Below are 24,642 nucleotides of genomic sequence, written 5' to 3'. Positions count from 1 at the left end.
CCTCACCAGTCCTGCGTCACGTCGACGAAATGGCCGGCGATGGCCGCGGCCGCCGCCATCGCCGGACTCACCAGATGCGTTCGGCCCCCCGCGCCCTGACGACCTTCGAAATTGCGATTCGAGGTCGAGGCACAGCGCTCACCCGGCAGGAGGCGGTCATCGTTCATGCCGAGGCACATTGAGCACCCGGGCTCGCGCCATTCGAATCCTGCATCGATGAGCAAACGATCCAGTCCTTCGGCTTCGGCCTGCGCCTTGACGAGGCCAGACCCGGGAACGACGATCGCCTGGCGAATCGTGCGCGCAAGCGTCCTACCGCGTACAACCGTCGCCGCGGCACGCAAGTCCTCGATGCGCGCGTTGGTGCAGGAGCCGATGAAAATGCGGTCGAGCGTGATCTCGCGAACCGGCGTACCCGGCTTAAGGTCCATGTAGTCGAGCGCGCGCGACACCTGTGCGCGCCGGACGGGGTCCGCCTGATCCTCCGGCGACGGCACGCAGCCGTCAACCGACACGGCCATTGCCGGCGACACGCCCCAGGTAACCATGGGCGCCACCGTGCCCGCGTCGATGGACAGCCATGCGTCGAACGAGGCTCCCTCGTCACTGACGAGCGTACGCCAGTAAGCGCACGCGTCATCCCATGCCGCGCCACTCGGGGCATACGGCCGCCCGTCAAGATAGGACAGCGTGGCGTCGTCGACACCCACCAGGCCCACGCGAGCACCCGCCTCGATCGCCATATTGCATAACGTCATACGCGATTCCATCGACATGCGCGCGACCGCGGGGCCACCGAATTCGATCGCATAGCCCGTCGCGCCGGCCGTGCCGAGACGCTGGATCAGGGCAAGGATCAGGTCCTTGGCCGTCACGCCCTGAACGAATTCGCCGGTCACTTCGATATACATGGTTTTCATCCGTTCCACCAGCAGGCACTGGGTCGCCAGTACGTGCTCCACGTCCGACGTCCCGACTCCGAAAGCCAGGGCAGCAAAGGCGCCGTGGGTACTGGTGTGCGAATCGCCAGCGACCACCGTCATGCCCGGCAATGTCGCGCCCTGCTCCGGGCCGACGACGTGGATGATGCCCTGACGCGGATCGCCCAGTGGGAATTGCGTGATGCCGAATTCGGCGCAATTGGCGGCCAGTTGGTCCACCTGGGCTCGCGACAACGGATCGGCGATGGTCCCGCGTTGCGCCGCGATCGTCGGCACGTTGTGATCGGCCGTCGCCAGGACGGTCTCGGGGCGCCACGGCCGGCGCCGGGCGAGGCGAAGTCCCTCGAATGCCTGTGGGCTCGTCACCTCATAGACCAGGTGCCGGTCGACATACAGCAGCGCTGGACCGGGGCCGTCGGCCGGACCGACAAGGTGCCGGTCCCACAGCTTGGCGAAAAGGGGCTTCGGTGCCATGTCGGTCACTCGTCCGCGCCGGAACGCAGGAACGCTTTGACCGCCCCCCTCGCCTGCACAGATTCGTCGAGGATGAGGTGCCCCGCGCCCGCGACCACACGGACGGTGGCGTCCGGCAGCAAGTTAGCCCAGGTCTGTGCCTGGGCGGCGGGGATCACACGATCCTCCCCTCCCCACAACAGGAGGGTCGCTACGTCGATGCGCGCAAGCGAGGCGGGAAGCGCCGGATCGACCAGGCTGCCGTTCCTCAGGACGCGGCCGACGGATTCCGTTTCCCGTGCACGCATGGCGCCGAACTGAGGATCGGGCCAGGTCGGCACGAACGGATCCAGCACCGACACGTCCTCGATCAGGTAGTCGAGCAATTCTCCGGGCGGGATGTCGGCCAGGTTCGTCATCGGATGCGCTGGCACGTCCAACCCGGCCGGGCAGACAAGGACCAGTTTGTTCAGCAGAGCACCATGGTCGGCCGCGAACTGCGCCGCCATCCGCCCTCCCATCGAGCAGCCGACAAGATTGAATTTCTTCAGGCCCATCTGGTCAAACAGGTTGGCGTAATGACGCACGTAGTCGTCCATCGAGTCGATGCGCGCATCGTCTTGTGACTCGCCGAACCCTGGATGATAGGGAATGACGACGCGAAAATCACCCGTCCAGTCCCGCGCGAAATCGAAGCCGTGGAATGTGCCGGCGCCATGGAAGTAGACCAACGTCTCTCCGCGGCCCGTGCTGTAGAGCACGGTCCGGATGCCGTTCACCACATATTCATGGCGCTCGAAACCCTCCGTGCGGACCCTGCTGTCTCCGAGAATTTTGCTCATGGCTTGCCTTCGTTTCTTGTCGCTTTTTGAGAGATGCGTCGCGGCTCAGGCTGTGGCATCGGCACGTTCGTAGATGCCTTCCGGGAACGGCCGGCCGATCACGCCGGATGGATACATCATGGCCTTGCGGCCGATCTCGGCGTTCTCCGCCGAGGTGCGGTAAGCCTGTTCGTCTTCGCGCCGCTTGTGCGGATCCTTCTCCGACAGCACGCGCTTCATGTGGCTGGCCGTAGGCGACGTGCATTCGCGGAAGACACGGCGCCGCTCGTCGGAGTAATAGTCGAGGATCGAGTCGTCGCGCTGGCGGGTGATCACCGCGGACAGCGCGTCGGACAGTTCGACCGCGTCGATGATGCCGGTCGTGAGCCCCATGCCGCCGCAAGGGTTGCAAACGTGGGCGGCGTCGCCGGCGAGGAGGACGCGGCCGACCCGCATCGATGGCACGCAACGTTCGTGGACGCGGTACGGCGATGCAGCCACGATCTCGTACTTGCCCGGGCCGGGCAGGATGGCCGCATAGCGTTCCGGAATGCGGCGCAGCACTTCCTCTTCCGGCAGCGAGGCGTCTTCTCCAAACGTGCAACGCCAGATGTTTTCCTTGCCGAGACGGGCCACGACGGCCCAGTTGACGGGGTCGGACACCTGGTTGATCGGCGCGAAACCATACTTGTCGAAATCGAAGCGCACGTTGGTGGCGACAAAGCGGTCCGGCCAGGTATGCCCTTCGAAAGGCAGGTCGAGCAGGCGGCGCACCGTGCTGCGCGCGCCATCGGAACCGACCAGCCAGTCCGCGCGCAAATCCTGAGGGCCTTCTGCCGTGTCGACCCGTACCGTCACGCCCCGCTCGTCCTGCTCGAACGCCGCCAGGCCGGTGTTCCAGCGCACCGCCGCGTTCGGGTACCGCGACAGGTGCTGCAGCACGAGATCGGCCAGGATGTGCTGGCCCAGGTGCAGGTTGTAGGGATAGCGGACCAGTCCCGTCAGGATGGACGAGTCGATGCTCACGACTTTGTTCTCGGCCGGCGAACGGAACTGGAATTCCGTACTCTTGTAGCCGACGTGCAGCGCGTCTTCAAGCAGGCCGTAACAGTCGAGCACGTCGAGCGTCGTCGGATAATAGATCGCCGCGCGCGGTGAGTCGTTGATGGTCGGTGCCGCGTCGACCAGCGTGACCTTAATCCCAGCGCGTGCGAGCCCGAGCGCGGTGACGAGGCCCACCGGACCAGCCCCCGATACTATGACGCCACCCAGATTTTCCATGTTTGTCTCCTAGTATTTGTTGACGTAATTAACTCCGGACACGGGCTACGCAACCCGTGCCACGAATGCGATCAGTTCGCTGGCGAAACGCTCCGGGTCGTCGAGGAACGGGGCATGCCCCGCATCCTCATACAGCGACACCCAGGCGCCGCCAATCGCCTGTTGCACGTTGCCTGCATGGGCCGGCAGGATGACCGTGTCGCATACGCCGTGGCTCACCAGTACCGGCAGGTCAAGTTGCGCGACGACGTCGTCGTAGTCGAGGCGGCGATTGCGCAGCCATGCCCGTTGACCGGCTGGTATCGAGGCAATGGCAGCGCTCAGTGTCCGGTACCGCTGCGTCCCCGCCGCGGTCCGCAGGACCTCGCGGATGAAACGGTCGGCTGCCGCGTTTGCCACCGCCACCTCGCCCGCGCATAGGTCCGCCAGGACCGTGTGATCCGGACCGAGCACGCGCGGATCGGCGAGGCTGGCGGCGGCCACCAGGTTGGCGCAGCGTAGTGCACCGCTGCCGTAGTGACGGACGTAGTCGAGCAGCATGCGGCCGCCGTACGACCAGGCCAGTACGGCGGGCCGATGCAGGCCGCTGGCACGGATCACCGCGTCGAGGTCGTCGGCCCAGGCACGGCCGTCGGCGTAGCCCTCGGCGGACAATGCGCGGCCGGACATGCCATGGCCGCGCAGGTCCGGCAGGACGACATGGCACCGGTCGAGGAAACCGTCCTGTGCGCACAGCGTCGACCACACGGTATGGTCCAGGGCAAAGCCATGCAGCAGCACGATCGGCAAACCGGCCGGGTTACCGCCCTGCCAGTAAGCGATGCGGCAGCCGTCCACGGATACGACCTCGGATGACCGTAACGCGACGATGGAGTCCTTGGCATTCATCGGTGCGCTCTCAGGCAGCAGCGGCGGCGCCGTAGTGCTTTTCGCGTAGCGCGCGCCAGGCGACGATGTCCGCGTCGACGGACTGGTACTTGTCCGCGAAGAAGCGCTCGGTGACCGAGACGTTCGTGGCGAGTTCCACGCGCATCCCGTTCGGATCGTAGAAGTAGATCGAGCGGCAGTAGCCGTGATCGATCTCGAGGACCTCGACGCCGGCCACCTGAAGCTTGTGCTTGTAGGCGTCGATCGTCGCATGGCCGCCCTCCACTTCCATGGCGATGTGGTGGCCGAACTGATCGACTTCAGGGAAATCGTCGGCCTTGAAGTGCGACGGGTAGTCAAAAAACGCGAGCGCGCTGCCGTCACCGAGTTCGAAATACAGGTGCATGTACGGCTTGGGTTCGTTCGTCAGCGGATCGATCGGCTCGATGCAGGCTGCCACCAGGGGAAATCCCAGCAGTCCCTCGTAGAACGCCCGCGTCTCTTCCGCGCTGCGGCAGCGGAAGGCGTGATGGTGCAGGTGCCTGACCTTGTTGGCGGCGCGCCGTTGCTGGGCGATCCTGCGCGCCAGTTCCAGATCGATGTCGCTTGGGGTCCAGTTTTCGAGACTCATGATTTATCTCCGTTATGGTTTGTAATGCGCCTGCGGCGCGATGAGGGCTACTTCTTGTGCAACAATTCGCTACGGATGGCATGACCGTGCTGGTCCAGAACCGGGGGCGCGGTAATGTCGAACCCGCGTTCGCCATCGAAAGTGATCGGAAAACGGATCGTGCGGAACCTCCCGAGGTCGGCGTGGGGCACCGACACCTCGAGTTGCAGATGTCGGACCTGCGGATCTTCGAGAACCTCGGCGACGTCGTACATGGGTGCGTGCGGCACGTCTTCCCGTGCAAGCCGTTCGCACCAGGTGCTGCGCATCTCCTTGATGAAGATGTCGCGCAACAGCACGATCAAGTCATCGTAATGCTCGATGCGCTGTTCGCGAGAACAAAAACGGGGATCAGAAAAAATGTCCGGACGGCCCATTGCGGTTGCCAGACCCTGCCAGAACTTGGCAGGCGACGACATGTGGAGCGCGATCCATTTGCCATCCGCGCACTGCAACACATAGGACTGCGAGACGCTGGGCCGGCTGAACGGCCCCATGACTTCCCCCTCCGACAGGAAGTGCGTGAACGCGTCCAGGTTGAAGTGGCACATCGCCTCGATCATCGACACTTCCACGCTGCGGCCGCGGCCGCTGCTGGCGCGCTCGAACAACGCGCCCAGGATGCCGAATGCCGCGTAATAACCCGTCATCGCATCGGCTATCGCCGGACCCGCCACACGCGGGTCGGCCGGATTGACGAGAAGGCCGAGAAAGCCGCTGGCGGCCTGCGCGACCGTGTCGTAAGCGGGCCGCTGAGAGGCCGGCCCCGTCGCCCCGAAGCCGCTGATCGCGCAGTAGATCAGGCGCGGGTTGAGGTCGCGCAGCCGGGCCTCGCCGGCACCGAGGCGCTCGGCGATACCTGGTCGGAAATTCTGGATGTACACGTCCGCGCCACGGATCAGGTCGTCAAACACGGCCCGATCGCTTTCCAGTTTCTGGTCCAGCGCGATGCTGCGCTTGTTGCGGTTGTAGGTCTGAAAATGGGTACTGTACAGTCCGCCATCGAACGCACGGAATGGATCGCCGGTGCCGGGCTGCTCGACCTTGATCACGTCGGCCCCCATGTCCGCCAGGATCATGGACGCGGCGGGCCCGGTGATGAAAGTGCCCTGTTCGATGACGCGCACGCCTTCTAGTACTTTGCTCATGTTGGATTGCCTAGTGGTTGACGGTTGCGGGATCAGGATCGGACGAGCTGCGTGCCATCGAATACGAGCTCGCGCGTGGCCTGGTACGAGAGCGCGAAGCCGATCGAGTGCTCAAGTTCTTCCGTCAGGTGAGCGATCAATCCGGCCGTGCGGGCCAGGATCGGGACACCCTTGAGCGCCGCCAACGGAAATCCGATGCCAAGCAGCACGGCGGGAATTGCGGCCGATACGTTGAGCTTAAGCTCCTTTCCGATGACACGCGGCAGAACCCGCTCCACCGCCTCCGCGATATCCACGTAACACAGGTCGATCGCATGGTGACGCGCTACCTCGAACAGGGCGTTAACGCGCGGGTCGCGCTCCTTGTGGAGCGGGTGTCCGTAACCCGGGATGGCGCGGCGCGCTGCGCGATATTCGCCAACGACGGCCAGCGCAGCCGTGTCGATGTCCGTCCCGTGATCGCGTGCATACGCGGCAATGTCGTCGAACAGCCGTCCCGCGCTTTCCGATGCCCCGAGGATGACTGATCCGCATCCGAGAATACCGGCCGCTACCGCCCCCTGTAGTGCGTCCGGTGCAGCCGCAAGCGTCATCCGGCTCGCCTGCACACTCGGTACCAGGCCATGTTCCGCAATCGCCACCAGCGTCGCGTCGATGATGGCTGCCGCCTTGACCGACGGCCGCGTACCGGTCACCAGCAGGTGGAAGTAGTCGGTGAAAGAGATTTTGCCAATCAGGTCGCCACACAGGTCAACGCCGCGGACGGTGATCGAATGTGCGTCAGCCGTCGAGATGGCGGTTCTTGGTACGGTTTCTTTGCCTATCTTCATATTCAGTCCAGTTGGTTTCTTGCGGATAAATACAGAGTAACAGCAGGCAACCATATGTTGAAATGATGATTTTCCATTGTTATCATTGATGGCATCGATGGTTTGGAGGGAACATGGAGCTCAGGCATTTACGTTATTTCAAGGCGCTTTCGGAATGTCTTAACTTCACGCGTGCGGCGGAGCGGGTGCATGTGACGCAATCGACGCTATCGCACCAGATCGCGCAACTGGAAGACGAGCTGGATACCGCACTGTTCGAGCGTATCGGCAAAAAGGTCGTGCTGACCGAAGCCGGACAGCTGTTTCTCGATTACGTGACGCAAGCATTGCGTGCCGTCGACCAGGGCTTGGGGGCGCTCAAGGACAGCGCCAGTTCGCTGGCAGGAGAGGTTCGAGTCGGAGCGACGCACACGTTCAATCTGGAGTTCTTGCCCGAATGCATTGCGATCTTCCTTGATCGGTATCCGACCGTAAAAGTGACGGTGGAGGAGCTATCGGCGGACGACATCAGCGAAAAACTCAAGGCTGAACAGCTCGATCTGGGCATTGCCTACCGTCCGAACACGCCGGAGGAACTTTGGTTCGAGCCGCTGCACAACGAAGAAATGGTGCTGGTTGTATCCGACCAACATCCGTTCGCCAAGAGGAAGCGGATCCGCTTCGTGGAACTGCACCGCCAGCAATTGGTTCTGCTGCCCAGCGAATTCTCGACGCGCAATATGCTCGACGAATGTTTTCGCGCCAGCTCGGCCGAGCCGGTCGTAGTTGCCGAAATGAACACAATCGCGCCGATGCTGCGACTGGTCGCCCGCACGCGCATCGCCGCCATCGTCGCGGCGAGTGCGGTCACGGCGGAAGGCGGTCTGCACGTGGTGATGCTGGAAAGCCCGACGCCGGTACGCACGCCGGGCATCCTCTGGAAGCGGGGTACGAGGCAGCAGACCGCGCACATGCGTTCGTTCTCGGCAATCGTTCGCAACCTGGCGATGAACCAAGGTACGGCATCCCGCCCGCGGCGCGGCTAACGACTATGCAATGAATTCTCGGACACCGGCATCTACCGCCGCGCCAAAGCGAACCTGCGCAGGAAATACCTGCGTTTTGCACACCTGCCAGCCACACACCACCTCAACAGCCGCTTCAGGTCGCGGTCTCGCCAGATGCCACTCGACGAGGTCGAGATTAATAAGAGCAGCGCGGTGTATTCGAATGAAGCGTGTCGGGTCTAATCGCGCCCCTAGCTCGGTGATGCCGATCCGTATCAAGAAACGGCGCCCGCGCGCGAGAATTATTGTGTCCTTCGAATCGGATTTCAGATAAACGATCTTGGTTTCCGGAGTCAGCACGGGATTCGTTGCCGGCCGATCTTTCGTTGTCGCAGTGCACGTCACCCTCAGGCTGTAGCGGTCGTCATACTGACGCGTGATTTCATCATACGCGCAGGACCCGAGAGAGACTGGCAAGGACTACCATCAGCGCACACGTAAAGTGTGCGGCGGCTTCGTACTTTCCATGAAGCAAAAGCCAGTTGGCCGGTTGTAACCTCTCAAAGTTTCGTTCTGGCGCATACATTGACTACAGGATGCATCTTGACCCCGTTCGGGGTCACGGTAACCATTATATTCATCACAGCTTACTCTTGAGGAGTTCAATGTATGTCGAAGCAACTTTTGGCAAATCTTGGTACCGCCTGGGACCGTCAAGACGTCGACGCGGTACTTGAGTGCTTTTCGGCGAACGGCACATACCACGACGTAATGGGCGATTACCCACTAGGAAAAACCTACCGCGGTCATGCCGAGATTCGAAAAGCATTGATTAGCACCTTCTCGGCTTTTCCTGGCGCGCGTCTGTTGCCGGTTGGAGAGCCCATTTTCGGCCCCGATGGTAAAGCGGCATCCGAATGGCTCTTTGAATACAAAGACGCCAATGACCAGATGGCGCAACTTCGCGGATGCGACTTTTTCGTCATTAATGATGGCAAAGTAGAAGTGAAAAACGCTTACATGAAGTCGTATGCGACACCTGACGCGGGTGCCCGAAACTCCGCTGCGGGAGCGCAGCCAAAGTAACGACCGTACAGGCTAGCTATCCGCTTATGCTGTCGTAGAGATAACGTTGTTAGCGCCTAGATAACATAGTGGTATTTTTGCTTCATCGGTATATTTGCATGTGATTATCGGAATTTTGGGGTACACCGTGTACGATTACTCGCTCGATCATCGCTTGGGCCTGCTCTGCCATCCGACTGAGAGGCGGATGTCGAACAGACAAGCCGTCGCTGTCGCCACAACGGCGTATGGCGGCTCGATGCAGTGCTCCTATCTCGTAACCCTACCGGCAATCACCATGCATCAAAACCAGACCGCGCCTTTGACTATGCTTGCTATGGTCGCTAGTACGTTAATCTATGCCTTATCAGTGGTTCCGATTAGTGTCTCGCCAATCATGGCAGGGCTCTTCGCGGACCATCTCGATCTCAGTGTTAGTGAAGTAGGTTGGATCTTGTCCATCGAACAGGCGGGCTGCGTGTTCGGAGCATTATTTGCCTTCTGGGCCACATCGCGTGTGCAGTGGAGGTCACTCATCATTTTGGCCAGCGTGGTTGCAATCCTGGCCAATGCGGTCACCGGATCGATGACGGGCTTCGCTGCAGTTGCCATGACGCGGTTTATCGCTGGAATCGCCTCCAACACTGTCACGCTCGTAGCTTCCTGTTTGCTGGCGCGCGCAGCAGAACCTGACCGTGCCTTCGGGGCAGGTTTGCTCGTGTCATGTGTCATCAATGCTATGTGGGTTTGGCTGTTGAACACGGCTCAGCAAACGTTGGGCTATCAGGCAACGATTGGATTAGGAACACTACTCTTTGTGGTGTCGATGATGCTAGCGTTTTTCCTACCTCGACGCGTCGGGGGCGTGCAGGATACGTGGCGAATCGAAGCGCACGCTGCTCCCCTGGCGTTAACAAATCCCCGGCCAGCACGCGCTGGATTAGCTGGTCTCGTATTGTTCGGCATAAGCCTGAACGTGGTCTGGGGCTTCCTTGAACGTTTGGGCACCGCAAATGGCCTCTCCGGTAATGATATCGCCTGGGCATTGGGAATTGGATTACTTGGTAGTGGGTTGGGTGCACTTGCCCCCACCCTCCTCGGTGATGCCGGGAACCGCGTTCGCATGCTTTTCATCACCACCGTAGTTCTTTTCGCGTCTCTAGGACTCACGTGGTGCTCACACGGGGTGGTGATGTTTACTCTGTCAGTGTCGCTTTTGGCTGGAGCTTGGAACATGGGGCTGGCCTATTATATGGCGCAGACTTCCACCAATGATGCCTGTGGTCGCTATACACGGGCTATCTACATCGCCATCGCAGCCTCGCAATCAATCGGCCCAGGCCTCGCAGCGATTCTTCTCGGTCACTTCAGTCTGATGAGCGTGTTGGTGGTCTCGCCTCTACCGGCTGTCATTGCTCTGGTATTTGTTACCGTGGTACGACGAACAACTGAGAGCTCGAGTACTCTACAAAAAGTAGTCAAGACCCAAGATGGCGCGTGGTGATAGGTAGAATTCCGCTTGGCCGCTGACCCCATTATTATCAAATTGCATCTTCAGCGCTAGCGATAGTTAGCTCGCTACATTGCCTTATATTTTTCGAAAGAACCTTATGAAGATATTCGTTCCTGTAAAGCGCGTTATCGATTATAACGTCAAGGTCCGCGTCAAGTCCGACGGCAGTGGCGTCGATATCGCCAATGTCAAAATGTCGATGAATCCGTTCGACGAGATCGCCGTGGAAGAAGCCACGCGCCTGAAGGAAGCCGGCAAGGTCACCGAGATCGTGGCCGTGACCTGCGGCGTGGCCCAGGCCCAGGAAACCCTGCGTACCGCGATGGCGATCGGCGCCGACCGCGGCGTGCTGGTCGAGACCGGGGCCGAGATCGAGCCGCTGGGCGTCGCCAAGGTACTGAAGGCGCTGGCCGTCGAAGAGCAGCCGCAACTGATCATCCTGGGCAAGCAGGCGATCGACGACGATTCGAACCAGACCGGCCAGATGCTGGCTGCGCTGCTGGGCTGGCCGCAGGCGACGTTCGCCTCGAAGGTCGTGCTGGAAGACGGCAAGGTCACCGTGACCCGCGAAGTTGACGGCGGCCTGGAAACCGTGGCCCTCTCCCTGCCGGCCATCATCACCACCGACCTGCGCCTGAACGAGCCGCGCTACGTCACGCTGCCGAACATCATGAAGGCGAAGAAAAAGCCGCTGACGACCGTCAAGCCGGAAGACCTCGGTGTCGACGTCACACCGCGCCTGAAGACCGTCAAGGTCGCCGAGCCAGCCAAGCGTTCGGCCGGCGTCAAGGTACCCGATGTGGCGACACTGGTTGCGAAGCTGCGCACCGAAGCCAAGGTCATCTGAAGCAGACTACCATGGCACCGACCAAAGCCCCCAGCAAGGAGCAGGTTTGCGAATGGCTTATGCATAGACGGCGCATCTGGGCGCCGTTGCCGACACTATAGGAAGTACGCGCGCACCTGGGTTGGGGGCTCGACAATGATCTCCCGGCGGGCAAGTGCACGCCGGTTCGAAAGCTGAAGACAACATGACTACTCTCGTTATTGCTGAACACGACAACTCCGCGCTGAAGGCGGCCACCCTGAACACCGTCACCGCGGCCGCACAATGCGGCGGCCACGTCCACATCCTCGTCGCCGGCAGTGCTTGCGGCGCCGTCGCGGAAGCCGCCGCGAAAGTCGCGGGCGTGTCGAAAGTGCTGGTCGCCGACGCACCGCAATTCGCCGACGGCCTCGCCGAGAACGTCGCCGAGCAGATCCTGGCTGTCGCTCCGGCTTACTCGCACATCCTGGCTCCGGCTTCGGCCTTCGGCAAGAACGTGCTGCCGCGCGTGGCCGCCAAGCTGGACGTCGCCCAGATCTCGGAAATCACCAAGGTCGATGCGCCGGACACGTTCGAGCGCCCGATCTACGCTGGTAACGCCATCGCCACCGTGCAGTCGACGGACAAGGTGAAGGTCATCACCGTGCGCGGCACCGGCTTCAATGCCGCCGCGAACGACGGCGGTTCGGCCACCGTCGAAACGGTCGACGCCGTCGCGGACTCGGGCAAGTCGAGCTTCGTTGGCCGCGAAGTAACTAAGTCAGACCGTCCGGAACTGACCGGCGCCAAGGTCGTCGTCTCCGGCGGCCGCGGCATGGGTTCGAGCGACAACTTCAAGATCCTGGAACCGCTGGCTGACAAGCTTGGCGCCGCCATGGGTGCATCGCGCGCCGCCGTCGACGCCGGCTACGTGCCGAACGACTGGCAGATCGGCCAGACCGGCAAGGTCGTCGCGCCGCAGCTGTACATCGCCGTCGGTATCTCGGGCGCGATCCAGCACCTGGCCGGCATGAAAGATTCGAAGACCATCGTCGCCATCAACAAGGATCCGGATGCCCCGATCTTCTCGGTGGCCGACTACGGTATCGTCGGCGACTTGTTCGAATTAGTCCCACAGCTTACGCGGCAATTATCTTAACGCAAACCGGCAGGCCGCCTAAGTCCTACAACAGGTGGATTAGCGGCACTCGGTCGGGACTCCCGGTGATCTTGTCCATGAGCTCGACCTGCGCGTCGAACTGACGGGACCAGGCTTACACCTTCCCACGACTCCGCGGTGCGGAATTTCATCGCGTAACGTGCATTTTCTGGCGTGTCCACGGTGTCGTTGAACGCGACGACACCGTCTTTGGTCGGCAGCAGCGCCAATTTCGATAAACGCTTCATAATCGAGATGCACATCAGTGCGCGACGGTGGGGAGCGATCAGGTTTCCGTGCACGCAATGTCGGTGGTGTTGAGCACACCGAACTAACCTACACCGCGATCGCCTCCTTTAGAGCTTAGGGTAAGGCAAGTCCCGACATAGTTTGTTTTTCAATATTGACGATCTGTAAGCCCGTCGGGCCTCCCTACACGATTCGCGGAGTTCGCGCGAACTGACCGTGGCGCGCGGCTCTGCAATGTGCATCGGCTCATACGATGGCTTGGCGGAGTGACTTGGGCAGAAGGTGCTGAGCCGCGTCGATCCTGTGTCTTCCACGAATGCTTGCGGCGAATGAGCGGTAGTAAAAAGGCAGGGCACACGCCGTAACTTCAGTCTAACGTTAGACTGGAGGCGGTGCGAACATTGAAGAGTATCAACGAAATATCCCAGGCGCGTAGCCTGAGATATTAGTCGGATGGTGAAAGAACAAGATTCCGAAAAGGCGCTGCCCTGTTCGGATGCGAGGGCAGCCAAAGCTCGTGGATGCAATGGCGTGAAGGGCTGGTCAGCCGGTTAAAGGTCGCTGTGGACCAGCTTAAATTAGGGAACCAACCTGTCAAACTACTTGGCATGCGTCATTTCTGCCCCCAAATTGTCCCTGAGACATTAATCCAAGCTACCGGGCGCCGCGAGCAGTAAACTGCCATGGCTGTTATGAAGACGGGTTAGTGATAGTCGCGACGCTCCTCAACGAAGAAGACGGCGGGAGCGTCACGTGGCATAAAGCAGAGCAACGCCAGCGCAAACCAAATGAATTCTGATCACGCGGTCGTTGAAGGTTTGAAGGCGGCGTTGGTGCTTTGCAACCAACTTACGGCTCATATGCGCCGTGTTGGTCATGGAACATCCAATTCAAGCCCACCGTCTGACGTGATATCAGTTTGGAACGGTCGACGTTTCGGGGATGTCGAGCTCGCCCTACATGCGAAACAGAAAGGCTTATCACGTAGCGTGACGGTTTAATTTTTCCTTGCCAAGGGCGATATCGCGGACAGCGCGTTACACACCCTTGGTCGATTTAGTTTGACATTCAATAGGTAGGCGTTCCCTCGTCCTCGGGCAAGTCGTAGCTCATTCCGGCACGATGGCCATCGCGCACGGCTTGTGCGATGAACGCGGGCGCGACGCAGTCGCCACTGCGGTCCAGCGACATCGGCCCGCCTTCTCCGATCCGCTCCTGTAGTTCCCGGTACAGCGTTTCATCCGCAGTCTGGCAAGTCACGAGTACCACGGCGTCCGCTTCGAGCGCGAACGAATGCTCGGTTAGGACTCGTTGCGCCTTCACGCTCCCCGGCTCAACGGCGGTGATAGCGGCTCCCGTCACAATTTCGACCCCAGCGGCCAGCAACGCCTTCACCACATGACCGAGCTCCAGGGTATTAAAGGTCCAGGGCGCTGGATCACTGGCGGTGGTGACGTAAGTCACCTGGTTGCCTTCCCGCGCCAGCTTCTCGGCCAACGCCGATGCCATGTAGTAATAGTCATCGTCGTATACCACGATCTTCCCGGTCACCGGCTTGCCAGCCATGATGTCGTCCGGCGTGAACACGTGTGCGGCCTGAGCGCCCGGGATTGGCTCGTCATGGCTGCGGCCGGTGCCATCGCGCCGCCAGCTCGAGCCGGTGGCGACAATGACGTGATCTGGCGCCATGCCCAGCACGTCGTCGGCGGATAAGCGGCTGGAAAGGTACATCTCCACATTGGGCATGCGCTGCAGTAGAGCAAGCCTGTGATCTACGACTCGGCCCCAGGTGGCAAGGCGGGGCAGGTTTCGTTCTCGCGCAATCCGGCCGCCCCAGCTTTCGCCTGCCTCTGCAATCGACACCTGATAACCGCGCTTGCCCAGCGTCAGTGCGGCCTGCAGACCGGCCGGCCCACCACCCACCACCAGTACGCTTCGCGTCGGGTGCGCTGCGGCGGGCACGCGTTCCGGATGCCATTGCAAGCGGGCCTCTTCGCCGGCCGTCGGGTTCTGCGTGCAGCGAATAGTGGTCTTGTTCATGACCTCCGCGGCGCACACGTTGCAACCGATGCACTCGCGAATATCGTCGTGTTGACCCGTATCGATTTTATTGGGCAGAAATGGATCCGCGATCGAAGGGCGCGCCGCACCGATGAAGTCAAGAATACCGCGCTTGATCTGGCTGACCATCGCATCGGGCGAGGTGAAGCGGCCGACGCCAACGACTGGCTTGCTTGTCACCTGCTTGACAAACGAAATGAATGGCTCCTGCTGTCCTTCCTCGAAGAAACGCGAACTGCCGCTGTCCCAAGCCCAATCGCTGACGTTCACGTCCCAGAGATCAGGTACCTCGGCCAATTCTTCGATCACGCGCCTGCCATCTTCACGCGTGTTGAGACTGCTTTGCCAACGACGTTCTTCCACCGCCAAACGTACCGCCACCGCGCAGCGGTCACCTACCGCATCCTTAACGTCGGACAGCACCTCGCGAAGTAGCCGAAGCCGGTTCTGGAACGAGCCCCCATAGTCATCGGTGCGCTTGTTCGTGCGGCTGACGAGAAAGTCCTGCAGCAGCGACAAGTCGTGGGCACAGTAGACGTAGACGATATCGAAATCAGCCTTCTTGGCCCGCAATGCGGCGTCGACATACCAACGCCGGAATTGCGCGATGTCACGCCTATCCATCTGCCGAGTGGATATCGGATTGTGATGAAGGCGCACCGGACCTGCGGTGGGCGACAGCGGGTAGCCACGATGCTCCCAGCAGGGGCCTGAACTGCCAACGTGTGCCAGCTCGACACCTGCCAGAGCGCCGAATTTATGGACCGCCTCCGCCATCGGAGCGACACGAGTGATGTCCGCGTCCGACCACAGGTGTGGCCCCTGAAACGGATCGTGTCCCGAGGTTGGATGAATCATCGTTTCCTCAACGCAGACGACGCCCCAGCCTCCTTCGGCGCGCGCCTGTCGAAACGCCACCATGTCCTGGTATCGGTGGGGCCCGATCCCCAAAGCGTGGGGGGTTTGGTAGAAGCGGTTCTTTGAGGTCACCGGGCCGATCCGAACCGGCTCAAAGAGGATATCGTAGCGAGGGTCTCTTGAGTTCATGACCAAACTTTAGACACTGCCCCAGCGTCAGGCGAGGTGCCATGTGGCCAACGCACCCATGGTGGTGGGTATGCGTAATATGGTTGACGCGTATGCCATTTGACCGCGTTCATCCCTAGAGCTTCCGCTGGCGTCGTACAAGTATCCAAACCCGACGGTATCCATAGTTGTGGCACATGAGCTATCGACTGGCGTATTGCCTCAGCCACGTTAGGTCATCGATCTTACGGCCAAGTGCCCACCCTGCCCGTCAGTCCGCCTGGCTGGCTTGGACGCCACGTCCGAACGCGCGCAACGAAGATTTCGCAGACCCGTCTCAAGTGTCGTCCTATGGCAATTTTGACGAGTGCGCTTGCCATTTCGTGACTCTATTACCTCGACGGTTTCCTGGAGAATTTTGCTACTGTTGTCCTTTTGCCGGAGAAACCGCTGTAGGCCCCTGATTTGATTGAGCTCTTCGCTCAGTTCTGAGGACGGTACTACTTCTATGCGGGCGGCCCCTGCTTACAAACTACCGTTCGGATTCAGCTTGCGCCAATGGAACACGTGATTCCGATTCAGGTCATGCGGACGAGCCACCATCGATATTGATTTGGCTGACTCAAGCACTCCTTGAACATTGCCGGTGTTTCGTTCGCACGTCCGGTCATGGCATTTGGCCTGAAAGCACCTCGCAGACAAGGGCGCCGATTTTTAACATGAGTTCGGGTCAATTTACTATCAACGCTCGCAGGTCACGTCCGCCTTGGACGCGCTCTGGATGGGCACACGAGGAATGAACTTGAGCAAACATATCATCATCGCCGGCGGTGGTCCGACCGGGCTTCTCACCGCATTGGGACTGGCTCGGCAGGGCAACCGAGTGACTGTGCTGGAAGCCGAGGATAAGCCAAACGAAAGTCCTAGAGCTCTTGTCTATCACTTTTCGGTGCTGCCGCATCTACGTGACTTGGGTATCCTTGAGGACTGCATTGCGACTGGGTTCCTTCGACAGGATCACGCTTGGCGCATCTATCAGACCGGTGAAATGATTCGCTGGAATCTCAGCTGCCTTGACGGCGTCGTCGAATTTCCGTACGCGCTAAACCTAGGGCAGGACAAGCTTTCTCGCGTGGTACTTGAGCATCTTAAGAAATACCCCAAAGTCAGCATCCGATACGAAACCTCGTTGGTAGGTTGCACCGATCATGGAAGTGGGGTAACGGCACAGTTGCAATCGCGAGGCGAGAACGAAGAGCTCGAGGGCGACTGGCTTATCGGAGCCGATGGCGCGGGCAGCTTCGTCCGACGCCATGTGCTGAAAATGCAATTTTTCGGGGTAACTTGGCCAGAGCGCTACGTCGCCACAAACCTGCGAGTCGACCTCGACAGTCAAGCATTTAGCAAAACTACGATGCAAATCGATCCTGTCTTTGGTTCGGTCATTTGCAAAATCGATCCGAACAACTTCTGGCGGGTCACGTTCGTTGAGGATCCTGAGCTGCCAGTAGAAAGCCTGAAGCAGCGGGCTACCGAAGTATTGACCAAGCTTCTGCCGGAAGGTGTTGAATACCAGATTGATGCATTCTCTCCCTATCGAATGCATCAGCGAGTAGCGGACAGGATGCGCCAAGGCCGCATTTTCCTTGTTGGGGATGCGGCGCACGTCACCAACCCTACTGGTGGACTCGGCCTGACAGGCGGTATGTTCGACAGCTTCGCGTTAGTTGAAGCTTTGGGACGTGTTATTCAGGACGGTGCAAGCGAAGACATTCTTGAGTTCTACGACCGCGATCGACGGCAAAAATTCATCGAGCTCGTATCACCTCGCGCGACACACAATTTGCGTACGCTGTACCACATGCTTCCAGGTCAGCAGCGTGATGAGTGGATTGCGCAGGCTCGGGCCATCGCTGCCGATCGTGACAAGATGCGTCAGGTCATGTCGTTCCATGAGCAGATGCGCACTGTCTTCTAACTACGTTCCGTAAGACGTATCGGGCAAAGCTCTGGCGTTTCACGAACCAATTTCGCATGCTTACTGAAGAAGTGTGCGATGAACGTTGCCACAGCGTACGTCGAATGGTTTAACTCGTCCGACGTACGCATTCCGGCACTGACAGCGGATAACGTGATCAGGCTTACTGTCCGCAACCTCCGATAGTTTTGCGAGACCTGGGTCCGAAATGCCTTTTGGCGTCTTAGGCGGGCTCCCTGCTAAATCATCACAAATTTGATAGACGCTCTTAAGCTAATAACCGTAGCGGTGAGCGGAAGACCACGGAAACCATAATTGCAGTAGTCAAACTGTAGTAAATGAGCATGGAAAAGTACGCGAGACTGCAACCGCAGAACTATACAGTTGAGAATAAGTTTCTTAGCTAGTCGAATGGCCACACGCTCGGCCAGGATTGTTCGCGAGGCATGTCTCTACTCGTTATGCTCGCAATTGGCATATATCCGTAGATTTTATACAAGAAGCCTTAGCAAGATAATGGCTGCGCAGCTTAGAGAATTTTATGCTTTGTGTTCAGAGTTTGAAAGGCAGCGCCGCTATACGCTGGTCGCCTTCGTTTGCCATATTGGCGGTCCTGGTCGCAAAGTCAAGCGTTGTACTCCGCAGGCCCGCGACTGCAAACCGGTTAAAGCAGCTGAGGCTGTGAGCGCTGTGCACTTCCTCAGAGGCGGCGCCGAATGTGCGATGCAGCTTTGATATGACTGAGCTAGACATCGAATTAGTCACTGCCATCAAAAAATACAGTCGCCCCGCTGAGTGTTGATTGCACGGACGGCAGATATTGACTTGTTTTCGCGTCCGATCGTCACACGGCCCGCAGGTTCGCCAATGAGCGGCGAACTAGCTTTGAATACAAACTGATAACTGTCTCACGACGTCAACAACGTGAACTTCGTTATGCATATTTACTTGACTAGCAAGTTTCACAGCTATGACTAGTTCTATTTCCCATAAGCATTAGGCGCAAACAGAGCATGAGTTAACGCTGAAACTGCCAAGCGCGGCCAGCTATCAGGCAACAGTTATTTATTGAATAAGTCAGACAGGCAATTACAGGGAATATAGATGAACGGAGAATACGGACCACGCGAAACGATGGAGTATGACGTCGTTGTCGTTGGTGGAGGCCCGGCTGGACTGTCGGCGGCGATCCGACTCAAGCAAATGGCCGTCGAACAAGGGCATGACGTCTCGGTCTGCGTACTCGAAAAAGGCGGCGAAATCGGCGCTCACATCCTCTCAGGGGCGATTATGGATCCGATTGCCCTTGATGAATTGTTCCCGAGCTGGAAGGAGCTGGGCGCGCCGCTGAACACGCCCGTCACGGAAGACCGCATGCTGTTCCTCTCCGAAACGAAGGCTTACCAGACGCCATCGTTCATGATGCCGAAGATGCTGACCAACCACGGCAACTACGTGATCTCGCTCGCGAACGTCGTGCGCTGGCTGGGCCAGCAGGCGGAAGCGCTGGGCGTCGAGATCTTCCCCGGCTTCCCGGCCGCGGAAATCCTGTACAACGACGACGGCTCGGTGAAGGGCGTCGCGACGGGCAACATGGGCGTCAACCGCCACGGCCAGCCGACCGACGCGTTCCAGCTGGGCATGGAACTGCACGCGAAATACACGCTGTTCGCGGAAGGCTCGCGCGGCCACCTCGGCAAGCAGCTAATGGCGAAATACGACCTGAACAAGGGCAAGGATCCGCAGACCTACGGCATCGGCATCAAGGAACTGTGGGAAATCGATCCGGCCAAGCACCAGCCGGGCCTCGTGGTCCACACGGCCGGCTGGCCGCTGGACAACGACACATATGGCGGCTCCTTCCTGTACCACCTGGAAAACAACCAGGTCGCCGTCGGCTTCATCGTCGGCTTGTCGTACCAGAACCCGTACCTGTCGCCGTACGAGGAATTCCAGCGTTATAAAACGCACCCTGCGATCCGCCACTTCTTCGAAGGCGGCAAGCGCATCTCGTATGGTGCGCGCGCGATCACGGCGGGCGGCCTGCAGTCGCTGCCGAAGACCGTGTTCCCGGGCGGCGCGCTGATCGGCTGCGACGCGGGCTTCCTCAACACGAGCCGCATCAAGGGCAGCCACGCCGCCATCAAGACGGGTATGCTGGCGGCCGACGCCGCCTACGCCGCACTGGGCGCGGGCCGCCAGCACGACGAGCTGCTGAGCTATCCGGTCGCGTTCGAACAGTCGTGGCTGCACGAGGAACTGCACGTCGCGCGCAACTTCAAGCCGTGGATGAGCAAGGGCCTCGTCGTCGGCACGATCATGACCGGCATCGACCAGATCCTGTTCAAGGGCAAGGCGCCGTGGACGCTGCACCACAACCACGCGGACCACGAATGCCTGCGCCCGGCGTCCGACTTCAAGCCCATCGCCTATCCGAAGCCGGACGGCAAGCTGACGTTCGACCGCCTGTCGTCCGTGTTCATCTCGAACACGAACCACGCGGAAGACCAGCCCGTGCACCTCACGCTCAAGAACCCGAACGTGCCGGTCGAGATCAATCTGGCCAAGTTCGCGGGTCCGGAACAGCGCTACTGCCCGGCCGGCGTGTACGAATTCGTGAAGACGGACGAAGGCAAGGACCGCCTTCAGATCAACGCGCAGAACTGCGTGCACTGCAAGACCTGCGACATCAAGGATCCGACGCAGAACATCGTGTGGGTCACGCCGGAAGGCGGCGGCGGGCCCAGTTATCCGAATATGTAGTCAATGGAAAAGTGTTGGTCGATCGACTAACCGGGGAACGGCATGGGACTTTGTAGTTTTTAGGTTTTGGTGGTCATTACCTCGGTCATGGAACAGTGCTCTCGGCATTATTTCACGCCCCTGTTTCATACTGAAAATTTCATAGGTCGCTGAGGTTTATTTAGGATGCTAACGATGGTGTTTTGAATGTCGTAGGACAACTCGACGTCGGGCAATGGCCGGCTAGCAGCAGACCTGCAGTACCCGCAAAGATTCGACCGTGTCGTCGCTCTCCTGGCCATTATGATCCGCAACTGCGGACATGCTGTTCTCCTGGTCGATGGTACGTTTTTGCCTTGCTTATGACGATTATTTTTATCGGACGCCATCACTTCCAACACGGCGACTCTATTCTGCTGCAGGTAAGAAGCAGCCCGATACCATAGGTCTAGCGCAATCGGATTTCTCTAGGTATCTTCGCTACCGACCACGACCATTTTCTCATCCATGGCTGGAACGTCATGCGTTCTTGGGTCATATATATCACGAGGCAAAACCCCGCCGGAATACGTTGCAGGGCAACCGACTAAAGTCCTGGGCAGGAGGAACAGTCTCGCCAATCTAAGTACCGGCAATTTAGCCGGAGCGCTGTACGGCACTTCCACTAGCCGATCGAAGGTACGAGGATCGACTCGCTCAGAAACAATTAATACAGATATTTTCACTATCCGGATGATCCCACCACGCCGCATACTACGGTGAGAGATGGTCATTAGCGGGGCATCCATTACAAACTTAAACTTCGTTGGCTGTTGCCTGGATCGCTCCGCACCAGCTACCAGTCGATGTAACAATGACCTACTAGAACCTCGTCCCGGCAGGTGAATTACGTATAGTGATCATTTCACCTTACGGAGTCAAAATGATTATGTCACCATCTCTACGCACTCTCCCGCGAAACGTCTCTGCCGACGACGTAGCCGACTGCATCGACCGTGATGGCGGTGTGATCATTACCAATCTTATCGATGACGCTGTGATGGATGAGCTCATTGCTGATCTTCAGCCGCATTTTGATCGCCAAGCGTTCGGCTCAGGTTTTACCGGCAATCGGACACGGCGTTGCAACGCACTTCTGCAACATTCTGATCGTACCGCTGACCTCATGCTTGCGCCGGCATTTATCGGTGCGGCCGAACGCCTCCTGGTGCATGACGGCGTCTGGTCCGGTGCAAACCCGGATGGCACGACCACGCACAAGCTGCGCATGCGTCCGACAATCCAACTTTCAGTGACACAGGCTATCGAGCTATGGCCGGGTCAAACGGCACAGGAAATCCACCGAGACGACAGTATGTACTATGCTCGTCATCCTGGTCCGCCGACACTGGTGCAGGCGCTTTTCGCCGGTACGCGCTACACCGCCGAGAACGGAGGCACTATGGTCATCCCCGGCAGTCATCGTTGGGATGACGAGCGGATCCCGCGATTGGAAGAGGCTATTCCGATCGAGATGCCGCGTGGATCTGCCCTCGTTTATGTTGGTGGACTGTATCATGCAGGCGGCAGCAACGTTACCGAAGATGAGCGTCGAATCGCCATTGCCATCTCATACACGCTCGGCTACATGCGTCAGGAGGAAAATCAATACCTTGCCGTTTCGCCTGAACGCGCACGTCAACTCCCCTTGCGCGTTCGAGAACTGATGGGTTACCGGTTGTGCAGCCCGTTTTGCGGCTGGGTCGACATGCGTGACCCAATGGAATGGCTTGAAGCCTATAGCTGCAGCGCGAACGATGATCAAGTGCACCGTTAAATCGAATTGACGAGGCTCATTGCGAGCGAGTTGTCCTGCTCGACGCAGGACTTGCTCGCGCAATGACGAATCTCGCTCCGATTCACAAGCACCCTATGGTTACAGATTATAGACAATCTCCACACACGAAGTTGGTCCGCGCGCCTGCATCTGTGCGGACGCGCGAAAATGAGGCAGCGAAAGATCATTCCGTCGCCTGCGCCGCACAGTGCCTGTTCGTCATCCCTTTTCCCTATCCCCTTGGTGATGCAGTAGCGATCCCTTGTCTTTCCGACGGCTGAGATAGTGTGCTGCTGACGGTCTATGATTCTCTCGAGCTCGCCTGTAGTCACCCACAACGCTGCTCTCAACGGTTAGGGTGGCGTGGGCGATGACGTAGTAGTCAACCCCATTGGCGCGCATGCCCCTCAGCTCAACCTACGGCTTCGAAACCGATGCAGCGCCAAATCCGTGTGTATTTCCTCAAAGGCAACAATGTATCAAGTTGCAGGGAAGGCAGACACCACGTTTCAAAGTCGGTCGGCCTGCTCATGCATGGATTCCGACGCAGCGGCAAGCTCCTCGACAAGGGCAGCGTTTTGCTGCGTCGATATATCGAGGATCGGATCGGCCGCGCGCGCTTGAATTGCGTCAGATATGGCTGCCGAGAAAGTCATCCAGCGCAGCATAAAACCCTTTTTCGTCGTCCCAGGGGATCATATGGCCGGCATTGGGTACCCGGCTCAGTTCAACAGTGGGCAGCAAGGTACGGATTTCCTCGACGTCGTTGGCTTGGATGACATCGCCCCGTCCTGCCACCATCAGCATCGTTGGTACGGCGACATGCCGCAGGTCCTGATGGAAGTCATCGGTATGAAATCCCTCGAAGCTCGCGACCACGGCACGCTCATCGCATGTATGCAACCACTCGGCACGCAACCTCAACTGCGCATCGGTCCAGGTCGGACAATACGCTCTCATCGCCTCGATCCCCATACCTGAGCGCGCCTCACGTATGGAATCGATATACCACGGCAATTTCGACGGGTACGAGCGACGGCCCGGGCCGGATACCGGAGGGTCGACCAGGACAACGCGTGTCAAGCCTGGCGGCCCGGTTCGAGCGACCCTGGCTGCGATTCTCCCGCCCATCGAATGGCCAACCAGGGCATAACGGCGCAGATCGAGCGCCTGGGCGAACATGGCGACGTCGGCCGCCTGGGCCTCGAGACTATAGTCGAGCGCATCCGAAGCTTCGGACAGGCCGCGTCCGCGCACGTCGAGCACGTAAGTATCGAAGTGCTGTCCGAAACGCTCACCGACGAAACCCCAGGTTATCGCCGGACTCGTGATGCCCGGGATGATAATGACCGCATCGCGCTGCGCGCGTTGCTCGTCACTGCCGCCATAGCGCAGATAATGCTGGCGGATTCCGTTCGCATGCACGTTCGCGCCGTAAAGGAAGGTGGAACTCATCACCGCGTCCCTCAATACGCACCGGACAGGAGCGCGCCGGCGCCAGGCACCACCGGCTCGATGCCCAGTGCCTTCAGCATCGCATAGGTCGTCGCGATCGCTGCCGTCACCACAGGTTTGCCGGTCATCGCCTCGACCATCGGCACCGCCTGCAACGAAGGCATCTGGACGCATGCTGAAAGCACGACGACATCGACATCCGACACATCCATCTCAGCGACAATGGCGGGAAGTTTGGCCGGGTCGTGGCGGCCGACCTCGAGATTGTCGGCGATCTCAAGCGCACGCCACACGGACACTTCATAACCCTCGCTGCGAATGTACTCGACGACCATTTCGGTCAGCGGCTTCATGTAAGGAGCGACGACAGCAATACGCTTGGCTTTCATGACCTTCAAGGCATCGACCAGAGCGCCTGCGCTTGTGATCACCGGCGCCTCGCCGCCGTTCTCCACGGTGCGACCATGCAGGCGTTCTTGCGAAACACGGTGGTAACCTGGGCCCATCGCCATGATCGCAACGAGACAGGCATAGCCGAGCACATCCACGCGAGCGTCCGATAATTCGACCGCGCAGCGATCCGACTCGGCATCCATCGCCGCAAGCTCTTCCTTGACAACCTTCTTCATGCGCATGCGGCTTGAGTGAAAAGTGAACCGCTCGTCCGGCCGGATCAACTGGCGCGCCGCCAGCATCGCCGGAATTTCGGTTTCCATTGTCGTGTTCGAACTCGGAACGATCTGCCCGATTCTGAATTTCTTCGTCATAACTACAGC

At 59.4% G+C, this 24,642-nt stretch carries 20 protein-coding genes; 8 read left to right on the top strand and 12 right to left on the bottom strand.

Annotation, left to right across the window (positions count from 1 at the left end; genetic code table 11):
• Positions 1–2 precede the first annotated feature (2 nt).
• The 7 genes from leuC to ACEN98_RS14790 are packed head-to-tail and all read right to left on the bottom strand — an operon-like array spanning position 3 to position 7,011.
• Positions 3–1,415: a 3-isopropylmalate dehydratase large subunit gene (leuC, locus tag ACEN98_RS14820; RefSeq protein WP_413385553.1), complete on the bottom strand. Its 1,413-nt coding sequence runs from the start codon at positions 1,413–1,415 to the stop codon at positions 3–5.
• A gap of 5 nt (positions 1,416–1,420) precedes the next feature.
• Complete coding sequence (locus ACEN98_RS14815) at positions 1,421–2,236, bottom strand: alpha/beta fold hydrolase (protein WP_413385551.1); 816 nt, start codon at positions 2,234–2,236, stop codon at positions 1,421–1,423.
• Between the two features lie 45 nt (positions 2,237–2,281).
• Complete coding sequence (locus ACEN98_RS14810; RefSeq protein ID WP_413385549.1) at positions 2,282–3,496, bottom strand: FAD-dependent oxidoreductase; 1,215 nt, start codon at positions 3,494–3,496, stop codon at positions 2,282–2,284.
• Between the two features lie 45 nt (positions 3,497–3,541).
• The gene (locus tag ACEN98_RS14805; RefSeq protein ID WP_413385547.1) at positions 3,542–4,384 is read right to left on the bottom strand and encodes an alpha/beta fold hydrolase; all 843 of its coding nucleotides are present in this window, start codon (positions 4,382–4,384) and stop codon (positions 3,542–3,544) included.
• A 10-nt stretch (positions 4,385–4,394) separates the two neighbouring features.
• Positions 4,395–4,994, bottom strand: coding sequence for a VOC family protein (locus tag ACEN98_RS14800; protein WP_413385546.1), 600 nt, complete (start codon positions 4,992–4,994; stop codon positions 4,395–4,397).
• Positions 4,995–5,041: 47 nt separating this feature from the next.
• Positions 5,042–6,181, bottom strand: a complete 1,140-nt coding sequence (locus ACEN98_RS14795) for a CaiB/BaiF CoA transferase family protein (protein WP_413385545.1) — start codon at positions 6,179–6,181, stop codon at positions 5,042–5,044.
• A gap of 32 nt (positions 6,182–6,213) precedes the next feature.
• Positions 6,214–7,011, bottom strand: coding sequence for a citryl-CoA lyase (locus tag ACEN98_RS14790; RefSeq protein WP_413385544.1), 798 nt, complete (start codon positions 7,009–7,011; stop codon positions 6,214–6,216).
• A gap of 113 nt (positions 7,012–7,124) precedes the next feature.
• On the opposite strand from ACEN98_RS14790, the gene ACEN98_RS14785 reads away from it, so the two are divergent.
• Positions 7,125–8,036, top strand: a complete 912-nt coding sequence (locus ACEN98_RS14785) for a LysR substrate-binding domain-containing protein (RefSeq protein ID WP_413385543.1) — start codon at positions 7,125–7,127, stop codon at positions 8,034–8,036.
• Between the two features lie 3 nt (positions 8,037–8,039).
• Here the strand turns inward: ACEN98_RS14785 and ACEN98_RS14780 are convergent, their stop codons facing one another.
• Positions 8,040–8,357: a LytTR family DNA-binding domain-containing protein gene (locus ACEN98_RS14780; protein ID WP_413385542.1), complete on the bottom strand. Its 318-nt coding sequence runs from the start codon at positions 8,355–8,357 to the stop codon at positions 8,040–8,042.
• 309 nt (positions 8,358–8,666) lie between these two features.
• On the opposite strand from ACEN98_RS14780, the gene ACEN98_RS14775 reads away from it, so the two are divergent.
• From ACEN98_RS14775 to ACEN98_RS14760, 4 genes are all read left to right on the top strand, one after another.
• The gene (locus tag ACEN98_RS14775) at positions 8,667–9,083 is read left to right on the top strand and encodes a nuclear transport factor 2 family protein (protein ID WP_413385541.1); all 417 of its coding nucleotides are present in this window, start codon (positions 8,667–8,669) and stop codon (positions 9,081–9,083) included.
• Positions 9,084–9,270: 187 nt separating this feature from the next.
• Positions 9,271–10,566: an MFS transporter gene (locus tag ACEN98_RS14770; protein ID WP_413385540.1), complete on the top strand. Its 1,296-nt coding sequence runs from the start codon at positions 9,271–9,273 to the stop codon at positions 10,564–10,566.
• A gap of 106 nt (positions 10,567–10,672) precedes the next feature.
• Positions 10,673–11,422 carry an electron transfer flavoprotein subunit beta/FixA family protein gene (locus ACEN98_RS14765; RefSeq protein WP_413385539.1) on the top strand — a complete coding sequence of 250 codons (750 nt, stop codon included), beginning with the start codon at positions 10,673–10,675 and terminating at the stop codon, positions 11,420–11,422.
• Between the two features lie 184 nt (positions 11,423–11,606).
• Complete coding sequence (locus ACEN98_RS14760; RefSeq protein ID WP_413385538.1) at positions 11,607–12,539, top strand: electron transfer flavoprotein subunit alpha/FixB family protein; 933 nt, start codon at positions 11,607–11,609, stop codon at positions 12,537–12,539.
• A 998-nt stretch (positions 12,540–13,537) separates the two neighbouring features.
• On the opposite strand, the gene ACEN98_RS14755 is transcribed toward ACEN98_RS14760, so the two are convergent.
• Positions 13,538–13,666: a hypothetical protein gene (locus tag ACEN98_RS14755; RefSeq protein WP_413385537.1), complete on the bottom strand. Its 129-nt coding sequence runs from the start codon at positions 13,664–13,666 to the stop codon at positions 13,538–13,540.
• 190 nt (positions 13,667–13,856) lie between these two features.
• Positions 13,857–15,896 (bottom strand): FAD-dependent oxidoreductase, encoded by a 2,040-nt coding sequence (locus ACEN98_RS14750; RefSeq protein ID WP_413385512.1) that lies wholly within the window; start codon positions 15,894–15,896, stop codon positions 13,857–13,859.
• Between the two features lie 781 nt (positions 15,897–16,677).
• Between ACEN98_RS14750 and ACEN98_RS14745 the strand changes: the two genes are divergently transcribed.
• The 3 genes from ACEN98_RS14745 to ACEN98_RS14735 all read left to right on the top strand — a co-directional run bounded on the left by ACEN98_RS14745 (position 16,678) and on the right by ACEN98_RS14735 (position 22,411).
• Positions 16,678–17,853, top strand: a complete 1,176-nt coding sequence (locus ACEN98_RS14745) for an FAD-dependent oxidoreductase (RefSeq protein ID WP_413385536.1) — start codon at positions 16,678–16,680, stop codon at positions 17,851–17,853.
• 1,134 nt (positions 17,854–18,987) lie between these two features.
• Positions 18,988–20,616 carry an electron transfer flavoprotein-ubiquinone oxidoreductase gene (locus ACEN98_RS14740; RefSeq protein ID WP_413385533.1) on the top strand — a complete coding sequence of 543 codons (1,629 nt, stop codon included), beginning with the start codon at positions 18,988–18,990 and terminating at the stop codon, positions 20,614–20,616.
• A 901-nt stretch (positions 20,617–21,517) separates the two neighbouring features.
• Entirely contained in the window at positions 21,518–22,411 is an 894-nt protein-coding gene (locus ACEN98_RS14735) for a phytanoyl-CoA dioxygenase family protein (protein WP_413385531.1), read from the top strand.
• A 630-nt stretch (positions 22,412–23,041) separates the two neighbouring features.
• Here the strand turns inward: ACEN98_RS14735 and ACEN98_RS14730 are convergent.
• Together ACEN98_RS14730 and ACEN98_RS14725 are read right to left on the bottom strand one after the other, a co-directional pair.
• A complete protein-coding gene (locus ACEN98_RS14730) occupies positions 23,042–23,866 on the bottom strand; it encodes an alpha/beta fold hydrolase (protein WP_413385499.1) in 825 nt (274 codons plus the stop codon).
• A gap of 11 nt (positions 23,867–23,877) precedes the next feature.
• A complete protein-coding gene (locus tag ACEN98_RS14725; protein ID WP_413385496.1) occupies positions 23,878–24,633 on the bottom strand; it encodes an Asp/Glu racemase in 756 nt (251 codons plus the stop codon).
• Positions 24,634–24,642: the final 9 nt, after the last annotated feature.

Source organism: Massilia sp. CT11-137 (assembly GCF_047302885.1).
GTDB classification, from domain to species: domain Bacteria; phylum Pseudomonadota; class Gammaproteobacteria; order Burkholderiales; family Burkholderiaceae_D; genus Telluria; species Telluria orientalis.
Note: the sequence above shows the minus strand (reverse complement) of the source record. Positions and strands in the feature narration are given on the sequence as shown.